Below are 24,356 nucleotides of genomic sequence, written 5' to 3' on the forward strand. Positions count from 1 at the left end.
GCGTTCGATGGATTCGGCGAATACCGGTGAGCTGTCGAGTAGTTCGGCACCCATGCCCGCCCACTGTGAACCCTGGCCCGGGAAGACGAAAACGACGTCACCGGCAGCCGCCGCCGCACCGTGCACGAGCCCCGGGTGCGGTCGACCCGCGCTCAGCGCGGCTAACGCCTCGGCGCGCTCGGTGACGTTCGCGCCGAAAACGGCGGCGCGCACATTGAAGGCGGGACGCGCGGTGGCGAGCGTGGCACCGACCGCGAGCGGATCAGGTGCCGCCTCCTGCAGAAATTCGCCGAGCCGCCGTGCCTGGGCGCGCACCGCGGCATCGTCGACAGCCGATAGCAGCCACGGCCCGTCGAACTCGCAGTCTCTTGTGCCGTCCCGTGGATCGGCCATGGGGACCTCGGCGTCGGCGGGCGACTCTTCCAGCACCACATGGGCATTGGTGCCGCTGATGCCGAAGGACGAGACTCCGGCGCGCCGCGGCCGATGGCGTTCGGGCCATGGCTGCTGCTCGGTCAGCAGCCGGACCGCGCCCGCGGACCAGTCGACGTGGGTGGTCGGCCCGTCGATGTGCAGGGTGCGGGGCAACACGCCGTGCCGCATGGCCATGACCATCTTGATGACACCGGCGACACCGGCCGCGGCCTGGCTGTGACCGATATTGGACTTGATCGAGCCGAGCCACAGCGGCTGATCGCGGTCGGTGCCGTAGGCGGCGAGCAACGCTTGGGCCTCGATCGGGTCGCCGAGTCGCGTGCCGGTGCCGTGCGCTTCGACGGCGTCCACGTCGGCGGCTCGCAGCCCGGCATCGGCGAGTGCCTGCCGGATAACCCGTTGCTGCGACGGGCCATTGGGTGCGGTGAGCCCGTTGGAGGCACCGTCTTGATTGATCGCCGAGCCGCGCACGACCGCGAGGACCTGGTGGTTGTTGCGCCGGGCAGCGGAAAGGCGTTCGACGAGAAGCAGCCCGACGCCCTCGGCCCAGCCGGTGCCGTCGGCGCTGTCGGAGAACGCTTTACAGCGACCATCCGGCGCCAATCCGCCCTGCGTGCTGAACTCGACGAACACGCCGGGCGAGGACATGACGGTCACGCCACCGGCCAGGGCCATCGAGCAGTCACCGCGCCGCACCGCCGCTGCGGCGAGGTGCAGGGCGACCAGCGACGACGAGCATGCCGTGTCGACGGTGACGGCAGGCCCTTCCAGACCGAGCGCGTAGGCCACCCGGCCCGAGGCCACGCTGCCGGTGCTGCCCGTCAGCCGGTAGCCGTCGGTGCCGCCCGACGGCTCGTGCAGGCGCGGACCGTAATCCTGCGCCATCGCACCGATGAACACACCGGTGTCGCTGCCGCGCAACGTCTGTGGGTTGATGCCGGTGCGTTCGAGTGCCTCCCAGGCGGTTTCGAGCAGTAGCCGCTGCTGCGGGTCCATGGCGAGCGCCTCGCGCGGGGAGATGCCGAAGAACGCCGCGTCGAATTCGGCCGCGTCATAGAGGAATCCGCCGCGGGAGGTCACCGAGGCGCCGACGCCGCCGAGATCCCAGCCACGGTCCGCGGGGAAGTCGCCGATCACGTCACGCTCGGTGGCGACCAGCCGCCACAGCTCCTCCGGCGAGGACACCCCGCCCGGATAGCGGCAGGCCATGCCGACTATGACCACCGGATCGTCGTCGTGGGCAGCCGGCCTGGCCGGCACCGCCGGGATCGCCGCGGCGGTGCCCTGCACGCGCTCTTCCAGATTGACGGCCAGGGCGAGTGGTGTCGGATAGTCGAAGACCGCTGTCGGTGGCAGGTCGACCCCGGTCGCCCTGGCCAGGTCGGCGCACAGCGTGGCACCGACGATGGAGGTCAACCCCTGCGACCGGAACGGCGTTGTGTCCTCGACCGCACCGGGCGCACCGAGGCCGAGCGCGACCGCAGTGTGCCTGCGCACCATATCGAGCAGGACATCGTGCAGCTTGTCGGTTCCCGCCTCCCGCAGGCGCAGCGTCAGTGCCGACATATCCGCCGCCACCGCCGCGTCGACGGTGTCGAACCAGTGGCGCCTGCGCTGGAATGGGTAAACAGGCAACGGAACTCGGCGCATGCCGGCGCCGTCGAGCACCGCGGTCCAGTCGACCGCGACCCCGGCGGTCCAGGCCTCGGCGGCCGAGCTCAACATCTGTGTGCGGGTGCCCTCGTTGCGCCGCAGTGTCCCGATCGCCACGGCGGGCACCGCGGCCGCCGCGGCCGTCTCCTGCACGCGGACCGTGAGCACCGGATGCGGGCTCGGCTCGATGAACGCCGCGTGCCGCCGCAGCAACGCCGCGACGACGGGTTCGAACAGGACCGTCTCGCGCAGGTTGCGGGACCAGTACGCCGCGGTCAGCTCGGTGCCGTCGAGCTCGCCGCCAGTGACGGTGGAGTGGAAGGGGATATCTCCGGCCCGCGGCATGATCGGCCCGAGGGCATCGAGCAATTCGTCGGTGACGGCGTCGACGTAGGCCGAATGCGAGGCGTAGTCGACAGGCACTCGTCGCACCCGGACCGCGCGGCTCTCCAGCAGTTCGAGCAGTCGTTCCAGCGGCTCGGACGGGCCGCTGACCACGACCGACCGCGGCCCGTTGAGCGCGGCGAGACCGACCTCGGGGAATTCGGCGAGGAGCTCGCGCAGCTCGTCGGCGGGCAGCGCGACCGTCGCCATGCCACCCCGGCCCGCGAGGTGCGCGGCGATGATCCGGCTGCGCAATGCGACTACCCGGGCCCCATCGGCGAGGGAGAGGATGCCCGCCACGCACGCGGCGGCGATCTCACCCTGCGAGTGACCGATGACGGCCGCCGGGCGCACGCCGAGCGATCGCCACACGTCCGACAGCGCGATCATCACCGCCCACAGCGCGGGCTGCACCACGTCGACCCGGTCCAGCGACGCGGCGGGCCCCGCGCCGCGCAGCACATCGGTGAGCGACCAGTCCACGAACGGCGCAAGTGCGTTCGCGCACCGGTCGATCGATTCGGCGAATACCGCTGTGGAGTCCAGCAATTCGGCCGCCATGCCGACCCACTGCGAGCCTTGGCCGGGAAAGACGAATACCGGATCGGCCGCACCGACCGCCCGTCCGACCGACACCGACGCCGCAGGCTCGCTCGACGCTACGGCGGTGAGTCCATCGAGCGCCGCGCCGACGGCATCGCGCGCTGGCGCGAGCACCACGGCGCGGTGCTCGAACCGCGAGCGGGTAGTGATCAGCGACCAGCCGGCGTCGAGCAGGTCCGAACCGTCCGCTAGCGCGGCGGCGAGCCGGGCCGCCTGCGCCCGCAGGGCCGCCGCGCTGGCGGCGGACAGCACCAGTGGCACCGGTGTCGGCGCGGCGACCGAGCTGTCCGCCCGGCGCGCCGACACCGACGGCGGCGCGGAAACCGCGACGTGGCAATTGGTTCCACCGATGCCGAAGGAACTCACCCCGAACACCGCCGCGGCATCCGGCATGGGCTCGGCGGCCGTCTGGACCCGCAGATTCAGCTCATCGAGCGGGATCGCCGGGTTGGGTGTGCGGAAGTCCGCGGTAGGGACGAGTGTTCCCGCGCGCACACACAGCGCGGCCTTGATGAAACCGGCGATGCCCGCCGCGGCCTCGAGGTGACCGATGTTCGATTTGATCGACCCGACCCGCAGCGGATCGCCCGCCGCGCGCGCCGCGCCGATCACCGCGCCGAGCGCGGCGGCCTCGACCGGATCACCGGCCGCGGTGCCGGTTCCGTGCAGCTCCAGGTGGGCGACCGTGGCAGGGGCGATGTCCGCCAGCCTGTAGGCGGCCCGGATCGCCTCGGCCTGACCCTCGACGGTCGGCGTCGAAAGGTGATCGCCACCACCGTCATTGGTCACGGCGCTGCCGCGGATGACGCAGTAGATGTCGTCGCCGTCGGCGAGTGCCGCGGCCAGCGGCTTCAGCACGACGGCACCGCCGCCCTCACCCTGGGCGAAACCATTGGCGCGCGCGTCGAATACGTGGCACCGCCCGTCCGGGGACAACGCCCCGATCCGGTGCGCGGCGAGGGCGTGATGCGGGGTGAGCCGCAGGTTGACGCCACCGGCGATGGCGATGGGACACTCGCCGCGGCGCAGGCTCTCGGCTGCGAGGTGCACGGCGACCAGCGATGAGGCCTGTCCGGCGTCGACGATGAGGCTGGGGCCCTTCGCCTTCAAGAAGTACGACACGCGATTGGCAACGATGGAGCGCTGGGACCCGGTGAAGGTGTACGGGGTGATCGCGTCGGCGCCTCGGCCGCGCACGAGTGTGGTGTAGTCGTCCCCGGCGACGCCGATGAACACTCCGGCGCGGGTGCCCGACACCGATCGATCCGTGATCCCGGCGTTCTCCAGCGCTTCCCAGCTCAGCTCCAACATCAGCCGCTGCTGCGGGTCCATCATCGCGGCCTCCGCGGGCGGCACGCGGAAGAACTCGGCATCGAACCCCGCGACATCGTCGAGGAAGGCGCCGCGCCGGATGATGGCGGTCTCGCTCTCGGACACGCCCGCCAGCGCGTCGGATGCCCAGCGCCCGTCCGGGACCGGTGCGTCGACAGCGGTTCCGGACGTCAGCAGCGACCACAACGCCGCCGGGTTCGCCGCGCCGGGAAACCGGCAGGCGATGCCGACCACCGCGATGTCACCGTCGATACGCAGCGGCATCTACTTCCCCCTTCGTGGGTTCGTGTTCACTGGAGACCGATCGGGTCGTCTCGCGGTCAGCGGCGCGGCGGTGTAATCAACGACGAATTACCCGTGCCGGAGACGAAAACGGAGATTCGACACGATGTTTCGTATCGAATGCCCGTGGTCAATTGACCGGTGCCGGCGGACCGGTGAGAGTTATCTCGTTCTAATAATTTCTACTGAAAACGGACCCGTCGGTAAATTGGACCTTTGTACACGCAAAATGGGCTGTGTACAAAGGTCCAATTACATTGTCTGAAGGTTCAATACACCAAGAATTCCGACGGGTGCGTCACCGCAGCAGCCGGGACCGAAGGGCGGCGCCGAAGTCGCCGTAGGGGTAGCCGCTCGGGCACGGATCGCTGGCCTCGGTCAACCGCACGACCTCGTCGTCGTCGAGGGTGAGATCGCGGGCCGCCAGATTGCTCGCCACCTGGTCGGCGTTGCGGGCACCGAGCACCACGCAGCTGACGCCGGGCCGGGCGGCGACCCAGGCCAGAGCGACGCCGGCGGGGGTGACGTGCCGCGCGTCGGCGATCTCGTGCAGGATCTTCAGCACTTGCCAAGTGCGGTCCCGGGCGACGTGTGCGCTGTAGAGGGCCGCGACATAGTTGTCGTGCATCATCCCGCGGTCGAGGTGCTCACCGAAGCGGGAGTTCTCGGGGCGGGTGTGTGCGGAGTACTTGCCGGTGAGCAACCCGCCGGAGAGCGGCGACCAGGCCAGCAGGCCGAGGTCGTTGGCCAGGCCCGCCGCGATGATTTCCCATTCGACCTCGCGGCACAGCAGGCTGTACTGCGCCTGGTACACCACCGGTCCGATCAGGTTGAGCGCCTTCGCCAGGTCTACCGCCTGCTGCAGCTGCCACCCGGTGAAGTTGGACACCCCGATGTACTGGATCTTGCCTTGGCGCACAGCGTTGTCCAGGAAGGACAGCGTCTCCTCCAGGGGAGTCAGCGGGTCCCACGCGTGCACCTGGTAGAGCGGTATGGAGTCGACCCCGAGCTTGCTGAGTGAGGTGTCGAGCGCGTGGGTGAGGTTATGCCGGGTGTTGCCCCACCCGTTCATCGCGGCGCTGGTGGTGTACCCGCCGCCCTTGGTCGCGATCAGGACGCGCCCGCGGATCTCGGCGGGTTGCCTGCTGAACCAGCGGCCGACGATCTCCTCGGCCCGCCCACCGGTATAGCCGTCCGCGGTGTCGATCAGCAGGCCGCCGGAGTCCACGAACACATCCAGCGCGCGGCCCGCTTCGGCCTCGTCCGTGGAATCGCCGAATGTCGCGGTGCCGAGTGCGAACATCGATGTGCCGACGCCACTGGCCCCGAGTAGAACGTGCCTCATCTAGCGCCTCCTCGTTGGCCTGTGGTCAATATCCCAATTTTATGTGCAGACGCTATGTGTGAATGCCCAGCCTGCACACAGACTGGACGTGGTGCCGAATTTCGCGCCATTACGGGCTGGAGGACCAGCACGACTGGTGATAGTCCCTCTCCTGGTCTGGCGATATATTCATGGTTTTGTTGCTACGATGATGGCAAATCCCACTTCTGGATTGGCGGCGAATAACTCCATTCCGTCCAAGCCGAGGTCATTTTGGACTTCCGCCGAAGCGTTGGGCAGCGGTGCCTCGCCGCGCCGCCTCGCCGCGTGGATCTCCCTTATCGCGTCGAATGTTTGTTTCATGGTGTCATCGGAGATGTCGAGCAGTTCCTCCAGCGCTAGTCCGGCGTCCCCGAGTAGTGTGGAGTAGCTGGACAGCGGATGTAGCGCCGCGACATGCCCAACTCTCCACAGCTCCGCCAGCGCCGCGTCCTGGTCATCGCTGAGTGGCGTGCGTTGCACAAGATTGCCGATCACGAGCCGTCCTCCGGGGCGCAATACCTCAGCGAGCTGCCGAAGAACCTTTGCTTGATCCGGCATATGGAAGAATGACTCGAGCATCCAGGCACCGTCGAACGAGTTCGGCTCGAATGGTAGGTCGCTCGCGTCGCCGAGGCGGAAGGTTACCCGATCCGCGAGGTGCGCTGACCGAACTCGCTCAGTAGCGAGGCGCACATGCCGCTCGCTCAGATCTACGCCGACTACCTCCGCCCCCGTGACACGGGCGAGCTCTACGGCAGGACCTCCGACCCCGCTGCCGAGGTCGAGCACCCGCTGTCCGTGGGTGACTCCCACTTTGTCGATCATCAGCTGGGTCATACGTAGCGAAGCATCCGCCATGGAACTGTCTGGTGGGAGGTCCCTCCAATAGCCAAAATGCAGACCGTCACCCAAGTCCGCGTTGATCAGCTCGGACGCCTCGTTGTAGAACTGCGCTACCTTCGCGGTAGTCACGCTGTTGTCTCCCCGGAGCATAGGTAGATCCTCTCGATTTGCTCGGTTACGGCATTCGTTACGTGCGTCTATTTGGTCAGCACCTTCGGGTGTCCGAGTCGCCGCGTCGGTCGGAAAAGAACCGGCAATGAACGTGTGACGCGGGTCAGGCCCGGCTGGTGCTCGGCGGCGGCACCCGGTCGAAGTTGAAGGTCCGGCATTCGTGTCGCGATTTCGGTAGTTGCGACCTTCAGTAAGAGTTTCGCGAAGTGCTGCCCCATACATTTGTGTGGACCGGTGCCGAACGCTAGGTGCTTGTTCCGCGGTCGCCTGATATCGATTCTTTCTGGCGTCGGAAACACGTTGGGGTCCCAATTCGCGGCAGCCCACAAAAGAAAGACACGGCTTCCTTCAGGGATGAGTTGTCCGCCTATTTCGACGTCGCGGGTGGTGACTCGCGCCAGTCCGAACGATACCGACTCGCGCCGCATGATTTCATCGATCACCAGGTCGGTCTGAGCCTTCGATGACGCGAGATCTCGGCATAGCTCGGGGTCGAAGGCGAGGTGTTGGGCGATGTGGCTGATGCCGCTGGCTGTCGTTTCCATTCCTGCTAGTACCAACATTACCAGCGTGCTGACCATCTGATCCATCGTCAGCGGCACGCCGCGAACATCTCCTCGTAGCAGTGCGTCGGTAACGTCACCCCGCTCGGGTTGTTCTTTACGCCACAATAGGAATTGTTCGGCCCACATCGTGAGTTGCGTGAACGCTTCCTGCTGACTACTGCGACCCGCCGAAGAGATGAACGACTGAACCAGGGCGTGCGTCGTCGGCAGTTGGTCGCCGGGCACACCAAGCATGAGCTCGAAGAGCGCGCCCGGCACGAAACGCTCAGCGAAGTCCTTCACCAGATCGCACTCTCCGACTTCGATGAACTCGTCCATCAGTGCACTCGCGATACGCCGCATCGCGGACTCGTGCCTACTAACCGCGGCATGTGACATGAGCGGGTTGAGTATCCTGCGCCAATCGGAGTGGTCGGGCGGGTCGACCTCGATCGGTGCCAGTTTCGGCAAGTCAGGGTTGGCGGGTACCGCAGCTCCCTGCGCGGAGCTGAAGGTCTTCCAATCTTTTGTCGCGCGTAACACCTCGTCGTAACCAGCTATTACCCAGAAACCGCCATGTCGCTCGCTGTACAGCACCGGACCGTGCTCTCTGATGCCGTTGATTACTGCCCAGAACAGCTCAGCGTCATTTGCGAGCTCAATGCTCCACGGGTCGAAATTCTCGACCAATCGGTGTATTTTCGCATCGATGGCCATATTGCTTGCTGTCCTTTTCGTATCTGGTGAGCGGGTTTCCGGCTTTCTTTTCTCTCGCCTATCGTGCGTATTTCATCCGCTTGCGTCGGCACGCCAACCTGGTGGTGCTCATCGTTACATACCGGAAGCCTTGGTTTGAATTGTGCTTTGGTACATGCGTCGGAGATGCCGTCAGTCGGTGATGACGCAGTATGCGACATCAATCGTGATCTGGGCAGATCACCGTACGTACCAAGGTTCAATTCACACTGGGGTTTCAGTGCGGTATGAACGGATTAACGCACGATACTGCAGCGGATCTGAGGATGAGAATGTCCGATAAAGTGCCGGAAGTCGACTACGATCACCATTCGGCCGAGTACGCCCGTGATCCATGGGCCGCAAACATTGCGTTGAATCGCCATACGCCGGTGGCGTACAGCAGGAACTACGGTGGTTTCTGGCTGATGACCGGCTACCAGCAGGTGTCGCAGGTCGCGCACCAGCCGCAGCTGTTCTCCTCGGCGCACGAGCTGCCCAACACTCCGGGCAGGCCGCAGGGGACCGTCGTGCCCGCTTCCTCGTTCCGCGGGCTGCCGCTCGAGATCGACCCGCCCGAATTTCTGGAGTGGCGCAAGGCGTTGGCCGCCTACTTCTCGCCGCAGGCGGCACGGCGGTTGCGTCCCCGCATCGAGCAGTTCACCACGTGGTGTGTTGATCAACATATCGAGCGCGGCGAGATCGATCTCGTGATGGATCTGTCGAACCCGGTGCCCGCGCTGATTACGCTCGATCTCGTCGGGTTGCCGATGGACGACTGGCGGTTGTACGCCGACGTCGTACACGCGCTGGTCTATACGCTGCCCGGCACACCGGAATTCGCGCGGGTCGAGGCCGGTTTCGCGCAGCTCATCGAGACTGTGCGGGAGCTGATTCCGCAACGGCGTGCCGAGCCCGCCGACGATCTGCTCAGCTTCCTGACCCAGCTCGAGATCGGCGGCGCCAAGATCTCCGACGAGGACATCGTCGCGGTGTGCAACGCGGTCATTCCCGGCGGGGTCGACACCACGACGGCGCTGCTCGCCTCCACCCTGGACTATCTGGAGCACAACCCGAGAGCGCGGCAGCGGCTGATCGATGCGCCGGAGCTGATTCCGGCGGCCTGCGACGAGTTTCTGCGGTACTACACCCCGGTCATGGGCGTCGGTCGCACCGCGACGGCGGACACCGAGATCGGCGGCTGCCCAGTCGGCAAGGGCGAGCGAGTCCTGTTGTCCTGGGCCGCAGCGAATCTCGACGAACAGGTCTTCCCGAACCCCGAGGTCGTCGACCTCGATCGAGACGCACGCAAACAGGCCGCGTTCGGCATCGGCATCCACCGGTGTATCGGAAGGCACATCGCCCGAATGGATTTCGAGGTCGTCATCGGCGAGGTGTTGCGGCGCATGCCCGACTACCGGATCACCACGGCCGAGAAGTATCCGACCGTCGGACAGATCAACGGATTCGTGCGGATGCCGGCACGTTTCACCCCCGGACCCCGGATCGGCGCGGAAGCGGCCTCCGTCGCCGCACTGCCGATCCTGTCGCACTGACCCGAGACGAGGAGAACCATGAAACAGCAAAGAACGCTGCGCCTCGGCGCGTGTATCGATGGCCCAGGCGGCCACATCGCGGCTTGGCGCCATCCGCAGACCCCCGCCGCCGCGCAACTCGATTTCGCGTTCCATCGGCGCAACGCCCAGGCGCTCGAACGCGCGGTGTTCGACGCCATCTTCGTCGCGGATGTCGTCGCGCTGTGGGGCACCGATGTGCAGCACCTGAGCAGGACCGCCCGCAACGAGCACTTCGAGCCGCTGGCCCTGCTCTCGGCCTACGCCGCGACGACCGACCACATCGGGCTCGTCGCGACCGCGACCACCACCTACAACGAACCTTACGATCTCGCAAGGAAATTCGCTTCCCTCGATCACCTCAGCGGTGGCCGGGTGGGCTGGAACGTGGTGACCTCCGCCGCGCCGTGGGAATCCCGCAACTTCGGCTTCCCGGAGCACATGGAGCACGACCTGCGCTACGCGCGCGCCGACGAATTCATCTCGGTGACGAACCTGCTGTGGACCTCGGGCGGTCAGCCGATCGGGCATAGCGGACAGTTCTTCGACGTCCCCGGTCCGCTCAACGTGGCGCCCTCGCCGCAGGGGCGGCCGGTGATCTTTCAGGCAGGCGCGTCCCCGGTCGGCCGCGCGTTCGCGGCCCGGCACGGCGAGGTGATCTTCACTCGACATACCCAACTGTCCGACGCCCAGGAGTTCTACGCCGACCTGAAGGCGCGCGCTGCCGGAAACGGCCGCGGCCCCAACACGATCCAGATCTGGCCCGGATTGCAGCCGATCGTGGCGAGCACCGAGGCCGAGGCGAAGGATCGGCTTCGGCAGCTGCAGGAACTGATGCCGGACATCGTCGCACTGCGTGCGCTGCAGGCCCAATTGGGTGAGGTGGACCTGACCGAGTACCCGCTGGACGGTCCCGTGCCGGATCTGCCCGTCACGAACAACTCCCGCAGCACCGCCCAGCGTTGGATCGACCTCGCCCGCAGAGAGAACCTGACCCTGCGTGAGTTGTCCGTGCGCACGGCCGGAGACATCGTCGCGGGTACCCCCGAACAACTTGCCGATCATATGGAGATCATGTTCACCCAGGGCGCCGCGGACGGATTCCTGGTCGACTTTCCTTCGCTGCCAGGATCATTGGACGATTTCGTCGAGCACGTCGTGCCGGAGCTGCGACGGCGGAACCTGCTGCGCACGTCCTATGTCGAGGGCACGCTGCGAGACAATCTCGGCCTCACCGAGTCGGCGCTGGCCGGTGCGCGATGACCCTGGTGCTCTTCGCGCAGTTGACCACCGCGGGCAGCGGCGGCGGCGGCGACGGCCGGGCGACCTTCGTCCACGTCGGTGAGTGGGCTCGTGCCGCGCAGCGCGCGGGCATCGATGCCTTGTTGTTCGATGACAGCCAAGACGTCCAGCCCGCGGGGCCCGGGGCGTTCGAGGCAGGCACTCTCGCGGCCGCACTGGCTGCCGCGACCGACGGCATCGGCCTGGTGCCGTCGATCTCGACCGACCATCTCGCGCCCTATCACGTGGCCAGGCTGCTGGCGACGATCGACTACCTCAGCGGCGGCCGCGCGGGGTGGGAAATGAACGCGTCCGGCGCACAGTTCGCCCGCGCCGAGGAATTCGCCGAGGTCGTCTGCGGGCTGTGGGACAGCTTCGCCGACGACGCGTTCCTGCGCGACCGCGAATCCGGTGTCTACTTCCGGCCGGAGCGGCTGCACACGCTCGATCACAAGGGCGAGCACTTCGACGTGGCGGGGCCACTCAACATCGCCCGCCCGCCGCAGGGACATCCGGTGCTGGTGCGCCGCGCCGACAGCGCCGAGGCCGCCGCACTCGCGGGCCGGGTCGCCGACGTCGCCATCGTGCCGATCGACCGGGCCGACGAGGTGCGCGAGATCGCCGACGCGGTGACCGAATCGGCGCATGCGGCCGGTCGACGGCGCGGCGACGTCCTGATCCTGCTGGAACGGTCCACGGCAACACCCGTCGAGCACCTGATCCGGTTGGCCGGGTCCGGTGTCGTCAACGGGTTCAGTTTGGTTGCGGCGCAGCATGATTCGGGGGGGAAGGCGTATTCGGACATGTTGGAGATCGCCATCGCCGTTCGCCGCCGGTCACCGGGGGCGTCGGATGGGACCTTGCGGGCGCGGCTCGGTCTGCGCCGTCCCCTCGGCGGCTGGACCGCGGCATGACGACCGCTCGACCACCTCGGACAGGAGTGAATCAGCAGTGAGCGCATATCCGAATCTCCGCGGGAAGGTCGCCGTGGTCACCGGCGGCGCCTCCGGTATCGGCAAGGGCATCGCCAGGCAACTCATCGCCGAGGGGATGGAAGTGATCATCGCCGATATCGAGCGCGACGTGCTGGCGCGGACCGCGGCCGAGATCGGTGCGGTCGGCATCCCTACCGACGTCAGTGATCTGGCCAGCGTGCAGGCGCTCGCCAAGGCCGCGACCGATCGGTTCGGCACCGTGCACGTCGTCTGCAACAACGCCGGGGTCGGACCGATCGGGCGGATCGCTGACCTCACGATCGAGGATTGGCAGTGGATGCTCGGAGTCAATCTCTTCGGCGTCATCCACGGCGTGCAGACTTTTCTGCCGATCTTGCGGGCCAACGAGGACGGCGGGCACATCGTGAACACCGCGTCGATATTCGGTCTGTTCGCCCAGCCGCCGTTGGCGGCGTACGCCGTCAGCAAGTACGGGGTGGTCGCGCTCACCGAGGCGCTGGCCGGCGAGCTCGAGCAGGACGGATCGAAGGTCGGGACGACCGTATTGTGTTCGGCCACCGTGCAAACGAACGTCGCTTCGAGCACCCGCAACCGGCCGGAGCGGTACTCCGGCGGGGGATTGAGTGACTTCGAGATGACCGAGGAGGAGTACCGGTCGCAGCGCTGGCTCGACCCCGAGGAGGTCGGCGCGATCGTGGTCGGCGCGGTAAAGCGTGGTGACCTGTACGCCGTCACCCACTCGGAGTGGTACACCCCGATCGAGCAACGGCACCGGGATATCGCCGCCGCCTTCGCTCAAGCCGCCGCGTACGGCCCGAAGGTCGACTCGGCTGAATAGATAGCTGAATAGATAGCAGGAGGGCGCGGCTTCCATCGGAAGCCGCGCCCTCCTACTGTTTCGAACCGAAATCACCGGGTCGCAGTCGATATCGCGACCCGGTGATCGTAGACCGTCAGCGGCGAGTGGCGGTGATGAACAGATAACCGTTCTCCGGTGTGGCCGCCGCGCGCCGCATGAAACCGGTGAACTCGTCGAGTTCCTGCTCCGTCGCATGCACCAAGAATTCGGCACGCTTCTTTTCGACGGCGTCTGCGAGCACGATTCCCGTGCGATTGACCTTGTCAGTGATATCGGTGATCTCGACATCGACGAAATTGTTCGCAGCCAGCTGCTCGCGGTATTCCTCGGCGGTGCCGAGCGAGTGGATCTTATAGGTGGTGCGGATGTGGTCGAGGACGACCTCTCCCTCCGGGCTGACGGGTCCGCGCTCGGCAACGTCGGCGATCGCCAGTCGTCCGCCGGGACGCAATACGCGGGCGGCCTCGGCAAGCACCCGACCGCGGTCGGGCATGTGCAGCATCGATTCCAGCGCCCATGCGGCGTCGAAGGAGCCGTCGGGGAACGGCATGTCCATCGCGTCGGCCAATCGGAATTCGGCGTGGTCGGCGAGGCCGAGCTCGGCGACCCGAGCCTGTCCCTGCTCGGCCTGCACCCGGCTGATCGTGATGCCGACGACGGACACGTCCCGGACGCGTGCCAGGCGCAGCGTCGGATTGCCGTTGCCGCAACCGATATCGAGCACGCGCTGACCAGGCTGCGCATTCAGGCCCGCGATCATCAGGTCGGTGAGCCGATCCGTTGCCGCCTCGAGGGGGCCGTCCTCGTCGCTGGGACTGTCCCAGTAGCCGTAGTGCAGATTGGCGCCCCACAGCTCGTCGATCTTGCCTTCCAGACTGAACTTGTCGGTTCCGTCGTAGAAGCTGGCCACATCGTCGGTGCTGACTGTCATTTATGTCTTCCCGTTCGGTTGCGGATTTTCAGAGGTCTTCTCGGAGTGCCAAGGCGGCGTTGGGGCAGAGCCGGACGACCCTGCGCACAGTTTCGATGCGCGCGGAATCGGGCTCGGGATTCGCGACGACGACGCGGCCGTCGTCGCCGGAGTCGAAGATGTCGGGGGCCGCGCGCAGGCAGTGCCCCGCGCCGATGCAGCGGTCCTGGTCCGCGATGATGCGCATGCGTGCTACCAGGTCACCGGGAACTCGTCTAGGCCGAAGATCGCGGCGTCGTATTTGAACGAGAGGTCGTCGACCTCCGCGTTCAGCCGCAGCGCGCCGACTCGTCGGAACAGCGTCTCGTAGGCGGTCTCCAGCCAGGCTCTGGCCAGATTCTGGCCGATGCACTGGTGGACGCCGTACCCGAAAGCCAGGTGATGGCCGGAGCCGCGGTGGATGTCGAACTCGCCGGCCCGGTCGAAGGCCCGCTCGTCGTGGTTGGCCGAGGCGCACAGCGCGAAGACGGCGTCACCCGCCCGGATGACCTGGTCACCGACCGCAATGTCGCCGACGGCGATACGGCCGAAGGTCGGCCCGTCCGCGACCGAGTGGTATCGCAGCAGTTCGTCCACCGCGGCGGGCCACAGCGTGGGGTCGGCGCGCAGCTCGGCGAGCTGCGCGGGGTGCCGGAGCAGGGTGAGGGTGCCGAGCATGATCATGTTCGACGTCGTCTCGTGTGCGGCGATCAGTAGTTGCAGGACCATGCCGACGGCCGCGTTGTGGGTGATCTCACCCGTCGCGACCCGCTGGGCGACCAGTCGGCCGATGAGGTTGTCCCCTGGCTCGCGCTCGGCCCGGGTGATCGCGGCGTCGACGTAGGCGCGCAGCTCCGCGACCGGGGCCAACATGTCCTCGGACGCCTCGATCTTGCGGGTCCGCACCCGAGACTGGAAGAAACTGTGGTCCTCGTAGGGCACGCCGAGGAGTTGGCAGATGCCGAGCGACGCGACCGGCAGCGCGAACGCCTCGGCCAGGTCGGCCGGGGGACCGCTCGCGAGCATGACGTCCAGCAGCTCGTCGATCATCGTTTGCACACCCGTACGCAGCGCCTTGATGCGCTTGAAGCTGAACTCGGGGATCAGCATTCGCCGGTAGATGTCGTGCTCGGGCGAATCCATGTTGAAGAACTCGCCCTCGAACAATTGATAGCGCTCGGCATCCGGGTCCGAGGTCAGCTCGGGAAACCCGGGTCGGGTGATGTCCGTACTGATGTGTGGACTGGCCAGTACCTGCTGCACCTCGGAGTATCGCGTCACCACCCAGGCCGGTCGCCCGTTGGGCAGCCGCACGCGGGCGAGTGGCCCCGCGTCCCGCAGCTCGGCGTATTCCGCTGCCGGGGCGAACGGACATTGACGTCGCATCGGAAAGCCGCGTACCGCAGCCTGATTCTCGCCGAGCGTCGTCACTGCGCTGTCTCTGGTAACTCTGCAACCGCTGTCGACATATTCGCAGTCTCGCGCACATCGATCCTGCGTTTGAAGTGAACCTTCGTACATTAAACCTTTGTGCGATGCACGAAGGTTCACTTTACGTCGGGCCTCGGGAGCGTTTAGAAATATTCTGTTGATACCCAGGATTGACGGGAGAATTAGCGTGACCGAGACGAGTAGCCAGGCGCGACCGAGCGTGGTGGACGAGCGATACGTCACGCAGTTCCGGGAAGACGGTTTCACGCATATCCCGAATGTGCTCAGTCCGGCGGAAGTAGCACGGTACCGGGAGGCGGCGCTGGCGGAAATCGAGCGCAGCGGCGTAGTGGCTGGCATGGGCATGAAGGTCGGGGTGACGGCGGTCCGGATCACCAAGGACGCGTTCCGCAACAACGAGGAACTCCGCGGCCTGTCCCGCCACCCCCGAATCGGCGCGATCGCCGAGCAACTGTCCGGCATCTCGTTGCGGGTATGGGGTGGTGAGACACTGGTCAAGTCTCCAGGCGACGCGGCGCCGACCACCTGGCACGACGATCTGACGCTCGCACCGTTGGCGGGACGACTGTTGCTGAACGCCTGGATCGCGCTGGTCGACGTCCCGGTCGAGCGCGGCTGCATGACGTTCATCCCCGGCTCGCACCGGCGCCCGGAACCGTTCCGTGCCCCGCTGACCGCGGCGCAGGAGAATCCCGAAACCTACTTGTTCGATACGTATCCCGAGCTGAATTGGGACCGGCGAGTCACCGTCCCGCTGCGCGCGGGCGACGCCACGTTCCACCAGTGGCGGACCGGGCACACCGCAGGCGGCAACACCTCCGCGGCGGACCGCGTCGCATTCATCACCACCTACACCGATGCCGAGGCGACCTACCGGCCGCACCCGGGGCACCAGTGGGCGGATCTGGAGGCAGGCCAGCTGCCGCCCGACGAGATCTATCCGCGGGTCGCCGACTTCGCTTGAGCACATCGATTTTCGAGGGAGCACAGTGCAGCACGCGGTCGTGACCGGGGCGACGAATGGGATCGGCGAGGCGATCGCGCGTCTGCTCGCCGGTCCGGATCGGAGGGTAACGCTGGTTGGTCGCAGCGCTTCTCGGCTCGTGGCGGCGCGGCAACGGATCCGCGCGGCCGTTCCCGGCGCCGAACTCGTGCTGGAGCGAGCCGATCTGGCGGAGCTCGACCAGGTACGCGATCTCGCGGACCGGTTGTCGGCCGGGCCGCCGCCGGATGTCGTGGTCAGCAACGCCGCCGTGGTGGCGCCCGTGGACCGAATGACCTCCGGCGGTCTGCCGAGGATGCTGACCATCAACTATCTGGCACCGTATCTGCTGTTGCGCACGTTGGCCGCTGCGGTCGAGCGCACCAGGATGATCGTCGTCGGTTCCGACCCGGTCCTGCTCGCGCACGAGCCGGTCGATCTGGACGACATAGCCTGCCTCGACACCGAGCGCCTCGGCGCGCACACCGGTCTGTGGCCGTACTACGTCTATGCGCGCAGCAAAAATATGAACACGATGTTCGCCTACGCGCTGGCCCGGCGCTTGGCCGGGACCGACGTCACCGTCAACGTCTGTCACCCCGGCACGATCGCCGGTACGGGGCTCGGCGGCGAAGCACCCGGGCTCGGCCCGATCATCATGCAGGCCTACAGCGCCGGAATTCTGCCCCAGCCCGGCCCGCAACCCGGTGTCGGGCAGTGGGAGCACGGCCGGTCCGATCCTGCGGCCTTGCCCGGCCCCGACGTCGGTGCGCGGACCCCGGTATGGCTGGCCACCTCGACCGAGCTGGCAGGCGTGTCCGGCCGCTTCTACGTGGACCGCACCCCAGTCGAGACCGCATTGCATACAACCGATCTTGAACGCTGTGAGCGACTGTGGCGGGAGAGCGCGGCACTGGTCGGTCTCGCCCCGTGAAACAGGCCGTTCGTCAAGCGGATCGGGACCACCGCCCCGCGCGGATCTCGGCCGGGGGGAGCCAGTGCCGATCGGGGTCGAACGGTTCGAAGTCGGCGGTGATGTGCTCGATGAGACGCGGCAGGGCCGGGTGCCGATTGCGGCGGTGCCACAGCATGGAGTGCGGATAGCCGGGTGTCGGCTCGACGATCGGGATCCGGCAGATGTCGGGATGCCAAGGCACGCGCAATCGTTCGCCGGAGAACATGTAGCGGTCCGATGATTCGGCGATTTCGTCGAGCATGTGATCCAGGCCGAAGTTCGGGCCTCCGGTATCGATCGTCAGCCCGAAGTCCGTAGTGAGATCGTCGTAGTACTGCGCCCATTCGCTGCCCGGCTCGTTGCCCGGCATCCGGGCGATCGAATCCACGAGATCGACGAGGCGGACCTGGCGCCGCTCGGCGAGGCGGTGCTTGGGGCCGACCAAGATGTGCAGGGGTTCGAGATAGGCGGGCATGTGGTCGATGACGGGGTCCAGCGCGCCGACCATCCGCGCGAAGGCGACGTCGATCGTGCCGTCGGTGAGGGCGGAGCGACCGCTGCGTAGCCCACGGGACGTCACGATGTCGATCTCCACGTCGTGATGGGTCTCGTGGAACGTCCGGACCAGCTCGGTGGCCGCGAGGCGGGTGCCGAGCACGTCGACCCGCAGCGGCCTGCTGCGTCCCCGCAGCGACGCGGTGGCCTGATCGGCTAGTGCGATGAGGGACCGGGCAGACAGGAGGAAGGCGGCGCCGTCCTCGGTCAGGCCGCTGCCGTGCCGGGAGCGGTGGAACAGTGTCGTGCCAAGCGCGGCTTCCAGTTTCGCGATTCGTTTGGAGACCGCCTGCTGTGTGAGTCCCAGTTGGTCTGCGGCCGCACCGAAGTGTTGATGGTCGGCGATGACGACGAAGGCTCGGACCGCGCCGAGGTCTAGTTCCAACCCCGCTCCTTTCACAACAGCCTGGTGTCGGCCGGACTTGTCGGTTGTTGGACTTGGGCCGTCCAATCGGGTCAAATGGTTTGAACCTGGACGACAGTACAAGAAGGCGTGGTCGTGGCCGAAACCTGGTCGTGGCCGGTCATTCCTAGGAGGTGCGAATCCTACATTCAGCTTCAAAGGAGTGCCACTGCGGTCGGCAATCGCCGCCTGGGTGGTCACCTTCGATCGGACGCGGTTCGTCCTGCTTGGAGGTCGCTTGTGCGCGAGGGGCGTTGGTGGATAACAACTTCGGAGTCATGGATGCCGCTAGTTCCCCGGGGGGGGCAATGATCCTGTGGCGCAACGTATCCAGGTCGTAGACATCAAGGAAGATGGGCGATGAACGTGAAACTCATTGTGGCAGAAGAGTTGTCGGCGATCCGCACTTCCAGTTGGAACAAACTCCCCGGCTCGATTACTATCGCAGATAGGTAGGATGTTTCTGGTTGATCGGCAGAGGGCAAGGGGGTTCACGACTCGGGAGCTGAGAAGGCGTAATTGTATATTTCTGCGGGCACAATGATTTTCCGCTGCCTTCGAGCAAATCGAAGCGCCTATGTGGCGGCAGCTGCCGCAGGAGAAATGATAGCGCGTTTCTCTTGGATAACGCGGAAGTCGGGGCGGGTAGTTGAACCCGCGGCAGCCAGGGGAGAAATTTGATGTCTGAACAGCTCGAGCAGGGGAAGCCGGATCGAGACGATTGCTCGATCGAGATCGCTCCTCCGACATGGGACGATGAGACCGCGCGTGCGGCATTGCTGTCATCTCGGGAAATTCAAGTATTCCGGCTGTTGGGAAATGGTAGCTCCAACCGAGCTATCGCCGGTCAGCTACAGATCACCGAACGCACGGTGAAGGCGCATGTAGCGCGCATCATGGCAAAGGTGGGCGTCGAATCGAGACTGCAGGCGGGCCTGGTCTCCTACGCCTATCAGCTCGCGCAACAAGCGCGAGGCGCGACCCACACCGTGGGGAGGCGATGTGGGTGCACTTACCCGTCGACTATGGCGAGCCACCTCGAATCAGCTGTCTGCTGAACGCGAGATGCCGCGGCACGATGGTGGCCCGTCGACCGGGTCCGGCATCGCGCCGCCAGCGCAACCTCACGCCGACTGTTCGCTGATTTCGGCGATCAGCGCGGCAATACAGTTCGCGTTGCGGAAGTTTCACACATTGACGCTGGATTGCAGTACGATGCAGCCGAATTCGGTACGGATGAAGCTGATCTGCTCCATCGTGTTCACCGAGTTGAGGATGCCCCGGAAATCCTGACTGCCGTGCTCTCGCAATTGGTAGCCGGGCTGCGCTCGGACAAGGACATGCGCTGGAACGACCCGAGTCTCAGCTTCAGTCGACCCATCCGATGGTTGCTCGCCCTGCTCGAGGACACAGTCCTGCCCGTCACCGCCGGAGCGTTGACAGCCGGACGCATCACCCGAAACCATCGCCAATCCGACCGCCCCGAGATCACCATCGATCACGCTGCCGACTACAACCGGGAATTGCGTGTAGAAGGGATCCTCATCGACCACACGGAGCGCCGCGAGACAGTTGTCCAAGCCGTGGCCGAACTGGCGCGCGAGGACGCAGGCGTGATCGACGTCGAAAACGAGTCCGGACTAATCGACGAGATCACCAACCTGGTCGAGATACCGTTCGCGATCCTGGGCCGGTTCGACCAGAAATACCTCGACCTGCCCGAACAGATCCTCACCACCGTCATGCGCAAGCACCAGCGCTACCTGCCCGTCCGCACCAACACCGGCACACTGCTGCCGCTGTTCGCCACGGTCGCCAACGGTGCCTGCGACCCCGACGTGGTCCGTGACGGCAACGAAAAGGTGCTGCGCGCTCGCTTCGAAGACGCCGCCTTCTTCTGGAACACCGACCTAAACACCGCACCCGAAGAATTCCGAGCACGCCTCACCACACTCACCTTCGAGCAACGCCTGGGCTCCATGGCCGACCGCGCCAACCGTATCGCCACCGGTAGTCGTGAGTTGACGGACCGAATCACTTTGTCCGCCAAAGACTCCGCGACGCTGGCACGGGCGGGGGAGTTGGTGAAATTCGACCTGGCCACCCAAATGGTCGTCGAGATGACCTCACTCGCCGGCACCATGGCACGCGAATACGCCCGCAAGGCAGGCGAGCCCACCCCGGTCGCCGAAGCACTCCTCGAAACCGAGCTGCCTCGACACCACACCGACCAAATTCCGGTGACGCTGCCGGGGGCGCTGCTTGCACTGGCCGACCGGTTCGACCTCCTCGTGGCAATGCTCGCCGTCGGCGCCAAACTCACCGGAACCTCAGATCCCTACGGCCTGCGTCGCGCCGCCCTCGGCATCGTTCGAATCCTGCGTGCACACCCCGAACTCGAAACAATCACCTACCGAGACGGATTGAATGCCGCAGCCCAGGCACTGCGAGATCAGGGAATCGAGGTCCCCGACAGAGTCCTCGACACCGCCGAGGAACTTCTGACCACCCGCTACCAGCAGCGTCTCCGCGACGAGAACACACCCAGCCCCCTCATCGACGCAGTCCGGCTCGCTGCGGACAACCCCCGGCATGCCGACCGATTGAGAGACGAGATCGAGCAAAGCTCGCAGCATCCACGGCCCGCAGTTCGCCGAGCTCGTAGAAGGCTGCAGCGCATCGTGCGGATCCTGCCATCAGACACACCAGCCGACTACGACACGACCCGACTCAGCGAACTACCCGAGCAGCAGCTGACCGAGGTGATCGCCCGCCTCGACCAGGCCCAAGACCAACCACTGCCGGAATGGGTCGAAACTGCCACACCGCTGGCAGAAGCCCTGCGAGTCTTCTTCGACGACGTACTCGTCATGGTCGACGAGCCAGATATACGCTCCCCCAGGCTTGGCCTGCTCGCGACCGTGCTGGCTGTGGCACCATCGAGAATTGATTGGAAAGCCTTGCACCTCATGCGGTCCGACCGCACCGATATCCTGTTGGGCACGACGGCGTCGAAGCCCTGAGCATGTTCGACGGCTTCGAGGAAGCAAACCGAACGAAAATCACGGAGTGCGACGAGAACAGCAAGGTCAAGAAGCGTGCTCCCGTTTGTGCGGGGATGATCCGGCTAGACATGACCCAAACCCCAGATCAACGGCGGTGCTCCCCGCGCGCGTGGAGATTCGTAGCGGTGGTACAAAGTTGTCGGCGAATTCGAGATCGCATGGCGCACGTCCGATCCCCGCCCCGTCGATACGCTCGATCAGTACGATCCAGAGGGGATGCGGCCATCACCGGGGTAACGTTCGCGGCGGGCAGGCCCGCCTGCTGGAGCGATTTCGATCTCGGCGTCGATCACCCGTATCACCACCGGGCCCTTCAGCGCCAGCCACGACCCGTCGGGCAAGTCTTCGATCATCGGCATCACCCGGTTGGATTTGTCGCGGATCAGCAGCTCGGTCTTGGTTTCGGCGATTTGCCCGATCAGCGCCGCGGCGGCGAAGTTATGGTCGGCCAACAACAGCATGCCCTCGCCCAAGCACTCCAGAAGCTTTGGGGTATAAGCAAGTTCGGAGATACCGTAGGTGCCGAACATCGCGTCGATCACAGTGCGGGTGCCGCAAGCCACCACCGCCAGCAACCGCAGCATGGGGATACCCCGAATCGCCGTTGCCGCTGCTCTGACGGTGGAACACACGCAGGTTCGCAGTGCACCACAGCGCACTACTGAACCTGTCCCGGGGCGGAGCAACGGCACGCTGATTGCTGCCCGATTGCTTGCGCGGCGTAACTCGCTGATCCTCCGGCGTGTCGACACGCCGGAGTAGGCGACATCACGGGCCGTGGTGGCGTCCTCCTGCCGGTCGCATGGGTGTGCCGCGCTTGTGGAAGGCGTCTTTGATGGTGCTGGCGGGGAAGCCGGTATGCGTGGCGCAGCTGGTGAGTGAGTGGCCGGCGAGGTAGAGGCGTTCGGCGTGGTCGGTGTCGGTTGTGGTCATGGACTGGTGTCGTCGGGGGATGCTGCGTTTGGTGAGAAGTGCGAGGACCGCGGTTTTGGATATCTGGTATCGGGTGGCGAGTTGTGCGGTGGAGGCGCCGTCGCGGTAGGCCTCGATCAGTTCTGCGATTGTCGTGCTGGTGAGTCGCCGCTCGACGTTCCGTGGCGTGTGAGGCCGGGGCTTGCGTGATCGTTTCCGTCCTCCTGACGCTCCCGGTAGCCGTTCGGCGTTGATCTTGGCACGCGCAGCTTCGAGTTTCCGCAGGTCAGCCCGTTTCGAATACCGTCCAGCCAGGTCCACAGAATGCCCCTCGACATATCGACTGGTCGGGGGGATTTTTCCGTTCGTACCTCCTACGGGCATGGGTTCATGATTGACCTCGTTGCCCGGTATCTATTGCACGTATGTCGCACGGCCGTCTACTCCTCTCCCTGCTTCCTCCAGGTCCGCGGCGCCTGCTGGGCCGAGGTTGGACCGAAGCGTCAGCAACTTGCTCATACTCAGCGGGGCGGTCGGGCGGGGAGGGATTCGGTCGGGGGCCGGCCTACGCGAGACAACGGATACGTCGGTGCGGCGCAGGCTGAGGTCAGGTCCGATTCTCGGATCAGCCGATGGTGCGCAGCACCGTGGTCTTGGGGTGCTCACGCAGCACGTCGATCGCCTCGTTCATCCCGCTTGCGGCGGCGTCCTTCATGTGGGCGTGAAAAGCGTCTTCGTTCTGCCACACCTGGACAGCGTAGAACGCACCCGAGTCGTTGAGATCCTCGTACTCTGTGGAGCTGACGAGGCCCAGCTTCTCGGAGGTCTGGATCGCGTGCAGCAGCGAATCGCGGGCTTGCTGCTCCTGTCCGGGGTTCGCATGAATCTCGATGAGGGGACGGCCACGGTGTCCTGGCTGGTCCTAGCTCTCTCCTGCCGGGTTGGCTCGGCGGTGCTCCGCCTCAACTTTGGACGGATGCTTCGCCGAACGGGGGTCGAACCCCGAACAGCTCCGTGCGCGGCTACTTGCCGGCCGTCGCTCGGCCGCCGAATCCATCATCGAACGGGTCGGCGATCGAGGCGAAATCGACGCCTCCATGCTGAAACCCCACCTGATCTCGCTGCCCTTCGACCTGTTTCGTCATGAAGTTCTGATGACGCTGAAACCGTGTCCGGCAAGACCATCGAACAGATCGTCGACGACATCACGATGCCCCTGCTGACACAGACGGCCCCGCCTCCAGTGGTGCTCCGCTGAGCCGGTGAAGCTTGGTACCGAAATGGCTCGTAAACGCGCTGGTCGTCGGCTCGGTGCCGCGTGGTTGCTCGTCGATGGGGTGAACTCGTCGTGGCGGTAACTCGGGCTGACGGGAACTGCTTGCGTTTGACGGCCAGGCTTCGCAACGGCTACCTAGGTAATCTGCAGGCGTGAGCGTGTTCACCGTGTCTTTATCGACTTCCGTCGTCATCAACAGTCCCGCCCGGCGGGTGTGGGACGAACTGACCGATCTGCGCGGCTACCGCGATTGGAACCCCTATTACCGCGAGGCGGACGGCACCGTGGAACTCGGTAGCAAGGTTGTCCTCAAAGCGAGTCTGCCCAGTGGTCGATCCGCGACGAGCAGGTGCACCGTGACGTCGGTGCAGACTGAACGAGAACTGGCCTGGATCTCGTCGTTCGGTCTTCCGCGACTGATGGACGCCACGCACAGCTTCCTCCTGACCGAGGACGAGAACGGCGGCACTCTCCTGACACAGCACGAAACCTTCAGCGGATTGCTCGTGCCTCTCTCCGGCCAGGTTGTCGAGGATGTCAAAGAAGCCTGCGACGGAATGGCCCGCGCGTTGAAGGCAAGGATCGAGGAATAGCGGATCGAATTTACCCACCCGAGCTACGGATGCTTGGGCTCCCAGATGACGCCGATCACGCGGATCGCGGCGGCGGCGGTGTCGCGGCCCTTCTTCCAGAAGAACTGCACTCGGCCAACGCGCGTGTCCTCCGTTCTGATGCACAGGGTTGTCCCGGTCGGTAGCTCTGTCCATGCTCGCGACGTGATGTTGTAG

General features: G+C 65.7%; 20 protein-coding genes and 2 pseudogenes. 10 read left to right on the forward strand and 12 right to left on the reverse strand.

Annotated features, from left to right (window positions below):
* The 4 genes from ACIBCN_RS43220 to ACIBCN_RS43235 all read right to left on the reverse strand — a co-directional run.
* On the reverse strand, positions 1-4,671 hold a 4,671-nt coding region (locus ACIBCN_RS43220), incomplete at its 3' end, for a beta-ketoacyl synthase N-terminal-like domain-containing protein (protein ID WP_396998532.1).
* Between the two features lie 316 nt (positions 4,672-4,987).
* A complete protein-coding gene (locus ACIBCN_RS43225) occupies positions 4,988-6,034 on the reverse strand; it encodes an aldo/keto reductase (RefSeq protein ID WP_396998533.1) in 1,047 nt (348 codons plus the stop codon).
* Between the two features lie 168 nt (positions 6,035-6,202).
* On the reverse strand, positions 6,203-7,027 hold the full coding sequence (locus ACIBCN_RS43230; RefSeq protein ID WP_396998534.1) for a methyltransferase domain-containing protein: 825 nt from the start codon (positions 7,025-7,027) through the stop codon (positions 6,203-6,205).
* 68 nt (positions 7,028-7,095) lie between these two features.
* Complete coding sequence (locus ACIBCN_RS43235) at positions 7,096-8,331, reverse strand: cytochrome P450 (RefSeq protein WP_396998536.1); 1,236 nt, start codon at positions 8,329-8,331, stop codon at positions 7,096-7,098.
* Between the two features lie 311 nt (positions 8,332-8,642).
* On the opposite strand from ACIBCN_RS43235, the gene ACIBCN_RS43240 reads away from it, so the two are divergent.
* Genes ACIBCN_RS43240 through ACIBCN_RS43255 form a run of 4 tightly spaced genes read left to right on the forward strand, consistent with a single transcriptional unit; the run spans position 8,643 to position 12,998 of the window.
* Positions 8,643-9,905 carry a cytochrome P450 gene (locus ACIBCN_RS43240; protein WP_396998538.1) on the forward strand — a complete coding sequence of 421 codons (1,263 nt, stop codon included), beginning with the start codon at positions 8,643-8,645 and terminating at the stop codon, positions 9,903-9,905.
* Between the two features lie 18 nt (positions 9,906-9,923).
* Positions 9,924-11,186 carry an LLM class flavin-dependent oxidoreductase gene (locus tag ACIBCN_RS43245; protein ID WP_396998540.1) on the forward strand — a complete coding sequence of 421 codons (1,263 nt, stop codon included), beginning with the start codon at positions 9,924-9,926 and terminating at the stop codon, positions 11,184-11,186.
* Positions 11,183-12,118: an LLM class flavin-dependent oxidoreductase gene (locus ACIBCN_RS43250; protein WP_396998542.1), complete on the forward strand. Its 936-nt coding sequence runs from the start codon at positions 11,183-11,185 to the stop codon at positions 12,116-12,118. Before ACIBCN_RS43245 ends, ACIBCN_RS43250 begins: the two co-directional genes overlap by 4 nt.
* Before the next feature lie 37 nt (positions 12,119-12,155).
* Positions 12,156-12,998, forward strand: coding sequence for an SDR family NAD(P)-dependent oxidoreductase (locus ACIBCN_RS43255; protein WP_396998544.1), 843 nt, complete (start codon positions 12,156-12,158; stop codon positions 12,996-12,998).
* Positions 12,999-13,113: 115 nt separating this feature from the next.
* Here ACIBCN_RS43255 and ACIBCN_RS43260 read toward each other — a convergent pair whose 3' ends face one another.
* Genes ACIBCN_RS43260 through ACIBCN_RS43270 form a run of 3 tightly spaced genes read right to left on the reverse strand, consistent with a single transcriptional unit; the run spans position 13,114 to position 15,354 of the window.
* The gene (locus ACIBCN_RS43260; protein WP_396998546.1) at positions 13,114-13,950 is read right to left on the reverse strand and encodes an SAM-dependent methyltransferase; all 837 of its coding nucleotides are present in this window, start codon (positions 13,948-13,950) and stop codon (positions 13,114-13,116) included.
* A 28-nt stretch (positions 13,951-13,978) separates the two neighbouring features.
* Positions 13,979-14,176 (reverse strand): ferredoxin, encoded by a 198-nt coding sequence (locus ACIBCN_RS43265; protein WP_396998547.1) that lies wholly within the window; start codon positions 14,174-14,176, stop codon positions 13,979-13,981.
* A 5-nt stretch (positions 14,177-14,181) separates the two neighbouring features.
* Positions 14,182-15,354, reverse strand: coding sequence for a cytochrome P450 (locus tag ACIBCN_RS43270; RefSeq protein ID WP_396998548.1), 1,173 nt, complete (start codon positions 15,352-15,354; stop codon positions 14,182-14,184).
* Positions 15,355-15,586: 232 nt separating this feature from the next.
* Between ACIBCN_RS43270 and ACIBCN_RS43275 the strand changes: the two genes are divergently transcribed.
* On the forward strand, positions 15,587-16,384 hold the full coding sequence (locus ACIBCN_RS43275) for a phytanoyl-CoA dioxygenase family protein (protein WP_396998550.1): 798 nt from the start codon (positions 15,587-15,589) through the stop codon (positions 16,382-16,384).
* A gap of 25 nt (positions 16,385-16,409) precedes the next feature.
* Positions 16,410-17,336 (forward strand): SDR family NAD(P)-dependent oxidoreductase, encoded by a 927-nt coding sequence (locus ACIBCN_RS43280; RefSeq protein ID WP_396998552.1) that lies wholly within the window; start codon positions 16,410-16,412, stop codon positions 17,334-17,336.
* A gap of 13 nt (positions 17,337-17,349) precedes the next feature.
* Here ACIBCN_RS43280 and ACIBCN_RS43285 read toward each other — a convergent pair whose 3' ends face one another.
* Entirely contained in the window at positions 17,350-18,297 is a 948-nt protein-coding gene (locus tag ACIBCN_RS43285; RefSeq protein ID WP_396998553.1) for a LysR family transcriptional regulator, read from the reverse strand.
* 698 nt (positions 18,298-18,995) lie between these two features.
* On the opposite strand from ACIBCN_RS43285, the gene ACIBCN_RS43290 reads away from it, so the two are divergent.
* Together ACIBCN_RS43290 and glyS are read left to right on the forward strand one after the other, a co-directional pair.
* On the forward strand, positions 18,996-19,373 hold the full coding sequence (locus ACIBCN_RS43290) for a response regulator transcription factor (RefSeq protein WP_396998554.1): 378 nt from the start codon (positions 18,996-18,998) through the stop codon (positions 19,371-19,373).
* 75 nt (positions 19,374-19,448) lie between these two features.
* A complete protein-coding gene (glyS, locus tag ACIBCN_RS43295; protein ID WP_396998609.1) occupies positions 19,449-21,338 on the forward strand; it encodes a glycine--tRNA ligase subunit beta in 1,890 nt (629 codons plus the stop codon).
* A 239-nt stretch (positions 21,339-21,577) separates the two neighbouring features.
* Here the strand turns inward: glyS and ACIBCN_RS43300 are convergent, their stop codons facing one another.
* The 4 genes and pseudogenes from ACIBCN_RS43300 to ACIBCN_RS43315 all read right to left on the reverse strand — a co-directional run.
* The gene (locus ACIBCN_RS43300) at positions 21,578-21,964 is read right to left on the reverse strand and encodes a hypothetical protein (protein ID WP_396998555.1); all 387 of its coding nucleotides are present in this window, start codon (positions 21,962-21,964) and stop codon (positions 21,578-21,580) included.
* 184 nt (positions 21,965-22,148) lie between these two features.
* Positions 22,149-22,313, reverse strand: a complete 165-nt coding sequence (locus ACIBCN_RS43305) for a hypothetical protein (protein ID WP_396998556.1) — start codon at positions 22,311-22,313, stop codon at positions 22,149-22,151.
* 604 nt (positions 22,314-22,917) lie between these two features.
* Entirely contained in the window at positions 22,918-23,040 is a 123-nt protein-coding gene (locus ACIBCN_RS43310; RefSeq protein WP_396998558.1) for a hypothetical protein, read from the reverse strand.
* A 12-nt stretch (positions 23,041-23,052) separates the two neighbouring features.
* Positions 23,053-23,184 (reverse strand): annotated as a pseudogene (locus ACIBCN_RS43315) (antibiotic biosynthesis monooxygenase); the annotation flags it as partial.
* Positions 23,185-23,260: 76 nt separating this feature from the next.
* On the opposite strand from ACIBCN_RS43315, the pseudogene ACIBCN_RS43320 reads away from it, so the two are divergent.
* Positions 23,261-23,410 (forward strand): annotated as a pseudogene (locus tag ACIBCN_RS43320) (TetR family transcriptional regulator); the annotation flags it as partial.
* A gap of 310 nt (positions 23,411-23,720) precedes the next feature.
* On the forward strand, positions 23,721-24,161 hold the full coding sequence (locus ACIBCN_RS43325) for an SRPBCC family protein (protein WP_396998560.1): 441 nt from the start codon (positions 23,721-23,723) through the stop codon (positions 24,159-24,161).
* Positions 24,162-24,356: the final 195 nt, after the last annotated feature.

It is taken from the genome of Nocardia sp. NPDC051052 (genome assembly GCF_044456045.1).
GTDB lineage: Bacteria > Actinomycetota > Actinomycetes > Mycobacteriales > Mycobacteriaceae > Nocardia.

Coding starts and splice junctions, on each gene's coding strand:
- ACIBCN_RS43225 (WP_396998533.1), bottom strand. CDS start 6,034: ATGAGGCACGTTCTACTCGGGGCCAGTGGCGTCGGCACATCGATGTTC.
- ACIBCN_RS43235 (WP_396998536.1), bottom strand. CDS start 8,331: ATGGCCATCGATGCGAAAATACACCGATTGGTCGAGAATTTCGACCCG.
- ACIBCN_RS43240 (WP_396998538.1), top strand. CDS start 8,643: ATGTCCGATAAAGTGCCGGAAGTCGACTACGATCACCATTCGGCCGAG.
- ACIBCN_RS43245 (WP_396998540.1), top strand. CDS start 9,924: ATGAAACAGCAAAGAACGCTGCGCCTCGGCGCGTGTATCGATGGCCCA.
- ACIBCN_RS43250 (WP_396998542.1), top strand. CDS start 11,183: ATGACCCTGGTGCTCTTCGCGCAGTTGACCACCGCGGGCAGCGGCGGC.
- ACIBCN_RS43260 (WP_396998546.1), bottom strand. CDS start 13,950: ATGACAGTCAGCACCGACGATGTGGCCAGCTTCTACGACGGAACCGAC.
- ACIBCN_RS43265 (WP_396998547.1), bottom strand. CDS start 14,176: ATGCGCATCATCGCGGACCAGGACCGCTGCATCGGCGCGGGGCACTGC.
- ACIBCN_RS43270 (WP_396998548.1), bottom strand. CDS start 15,354: ATGCGACGTCAATGTCCGTTCGCCCCGGCAGCGGAATACGCCGAGCTG.
- ACIBCN_RS43290 (WP_396998554.1), top strand. CDS start 18,996: ATGTCTGAACAGCTCGAGCAGGGGAAGCCGGATCGAGACGATTGCTCG.
- ACIBCN_RS43300 (WP_396998555.1), bottom strand. CDS start 21,964: ATGCTGCGGTTGCTGGCGGTGGTGGCTTGCGGCACCCGCACTGTGATC.
- ACIBCN_RS43305 (WP_396998556.1), bottom strand. CDS start 22,313: ATGACCACAACCGACACCGACCACGCCGAACGCCTCTACCTCGCCGGC.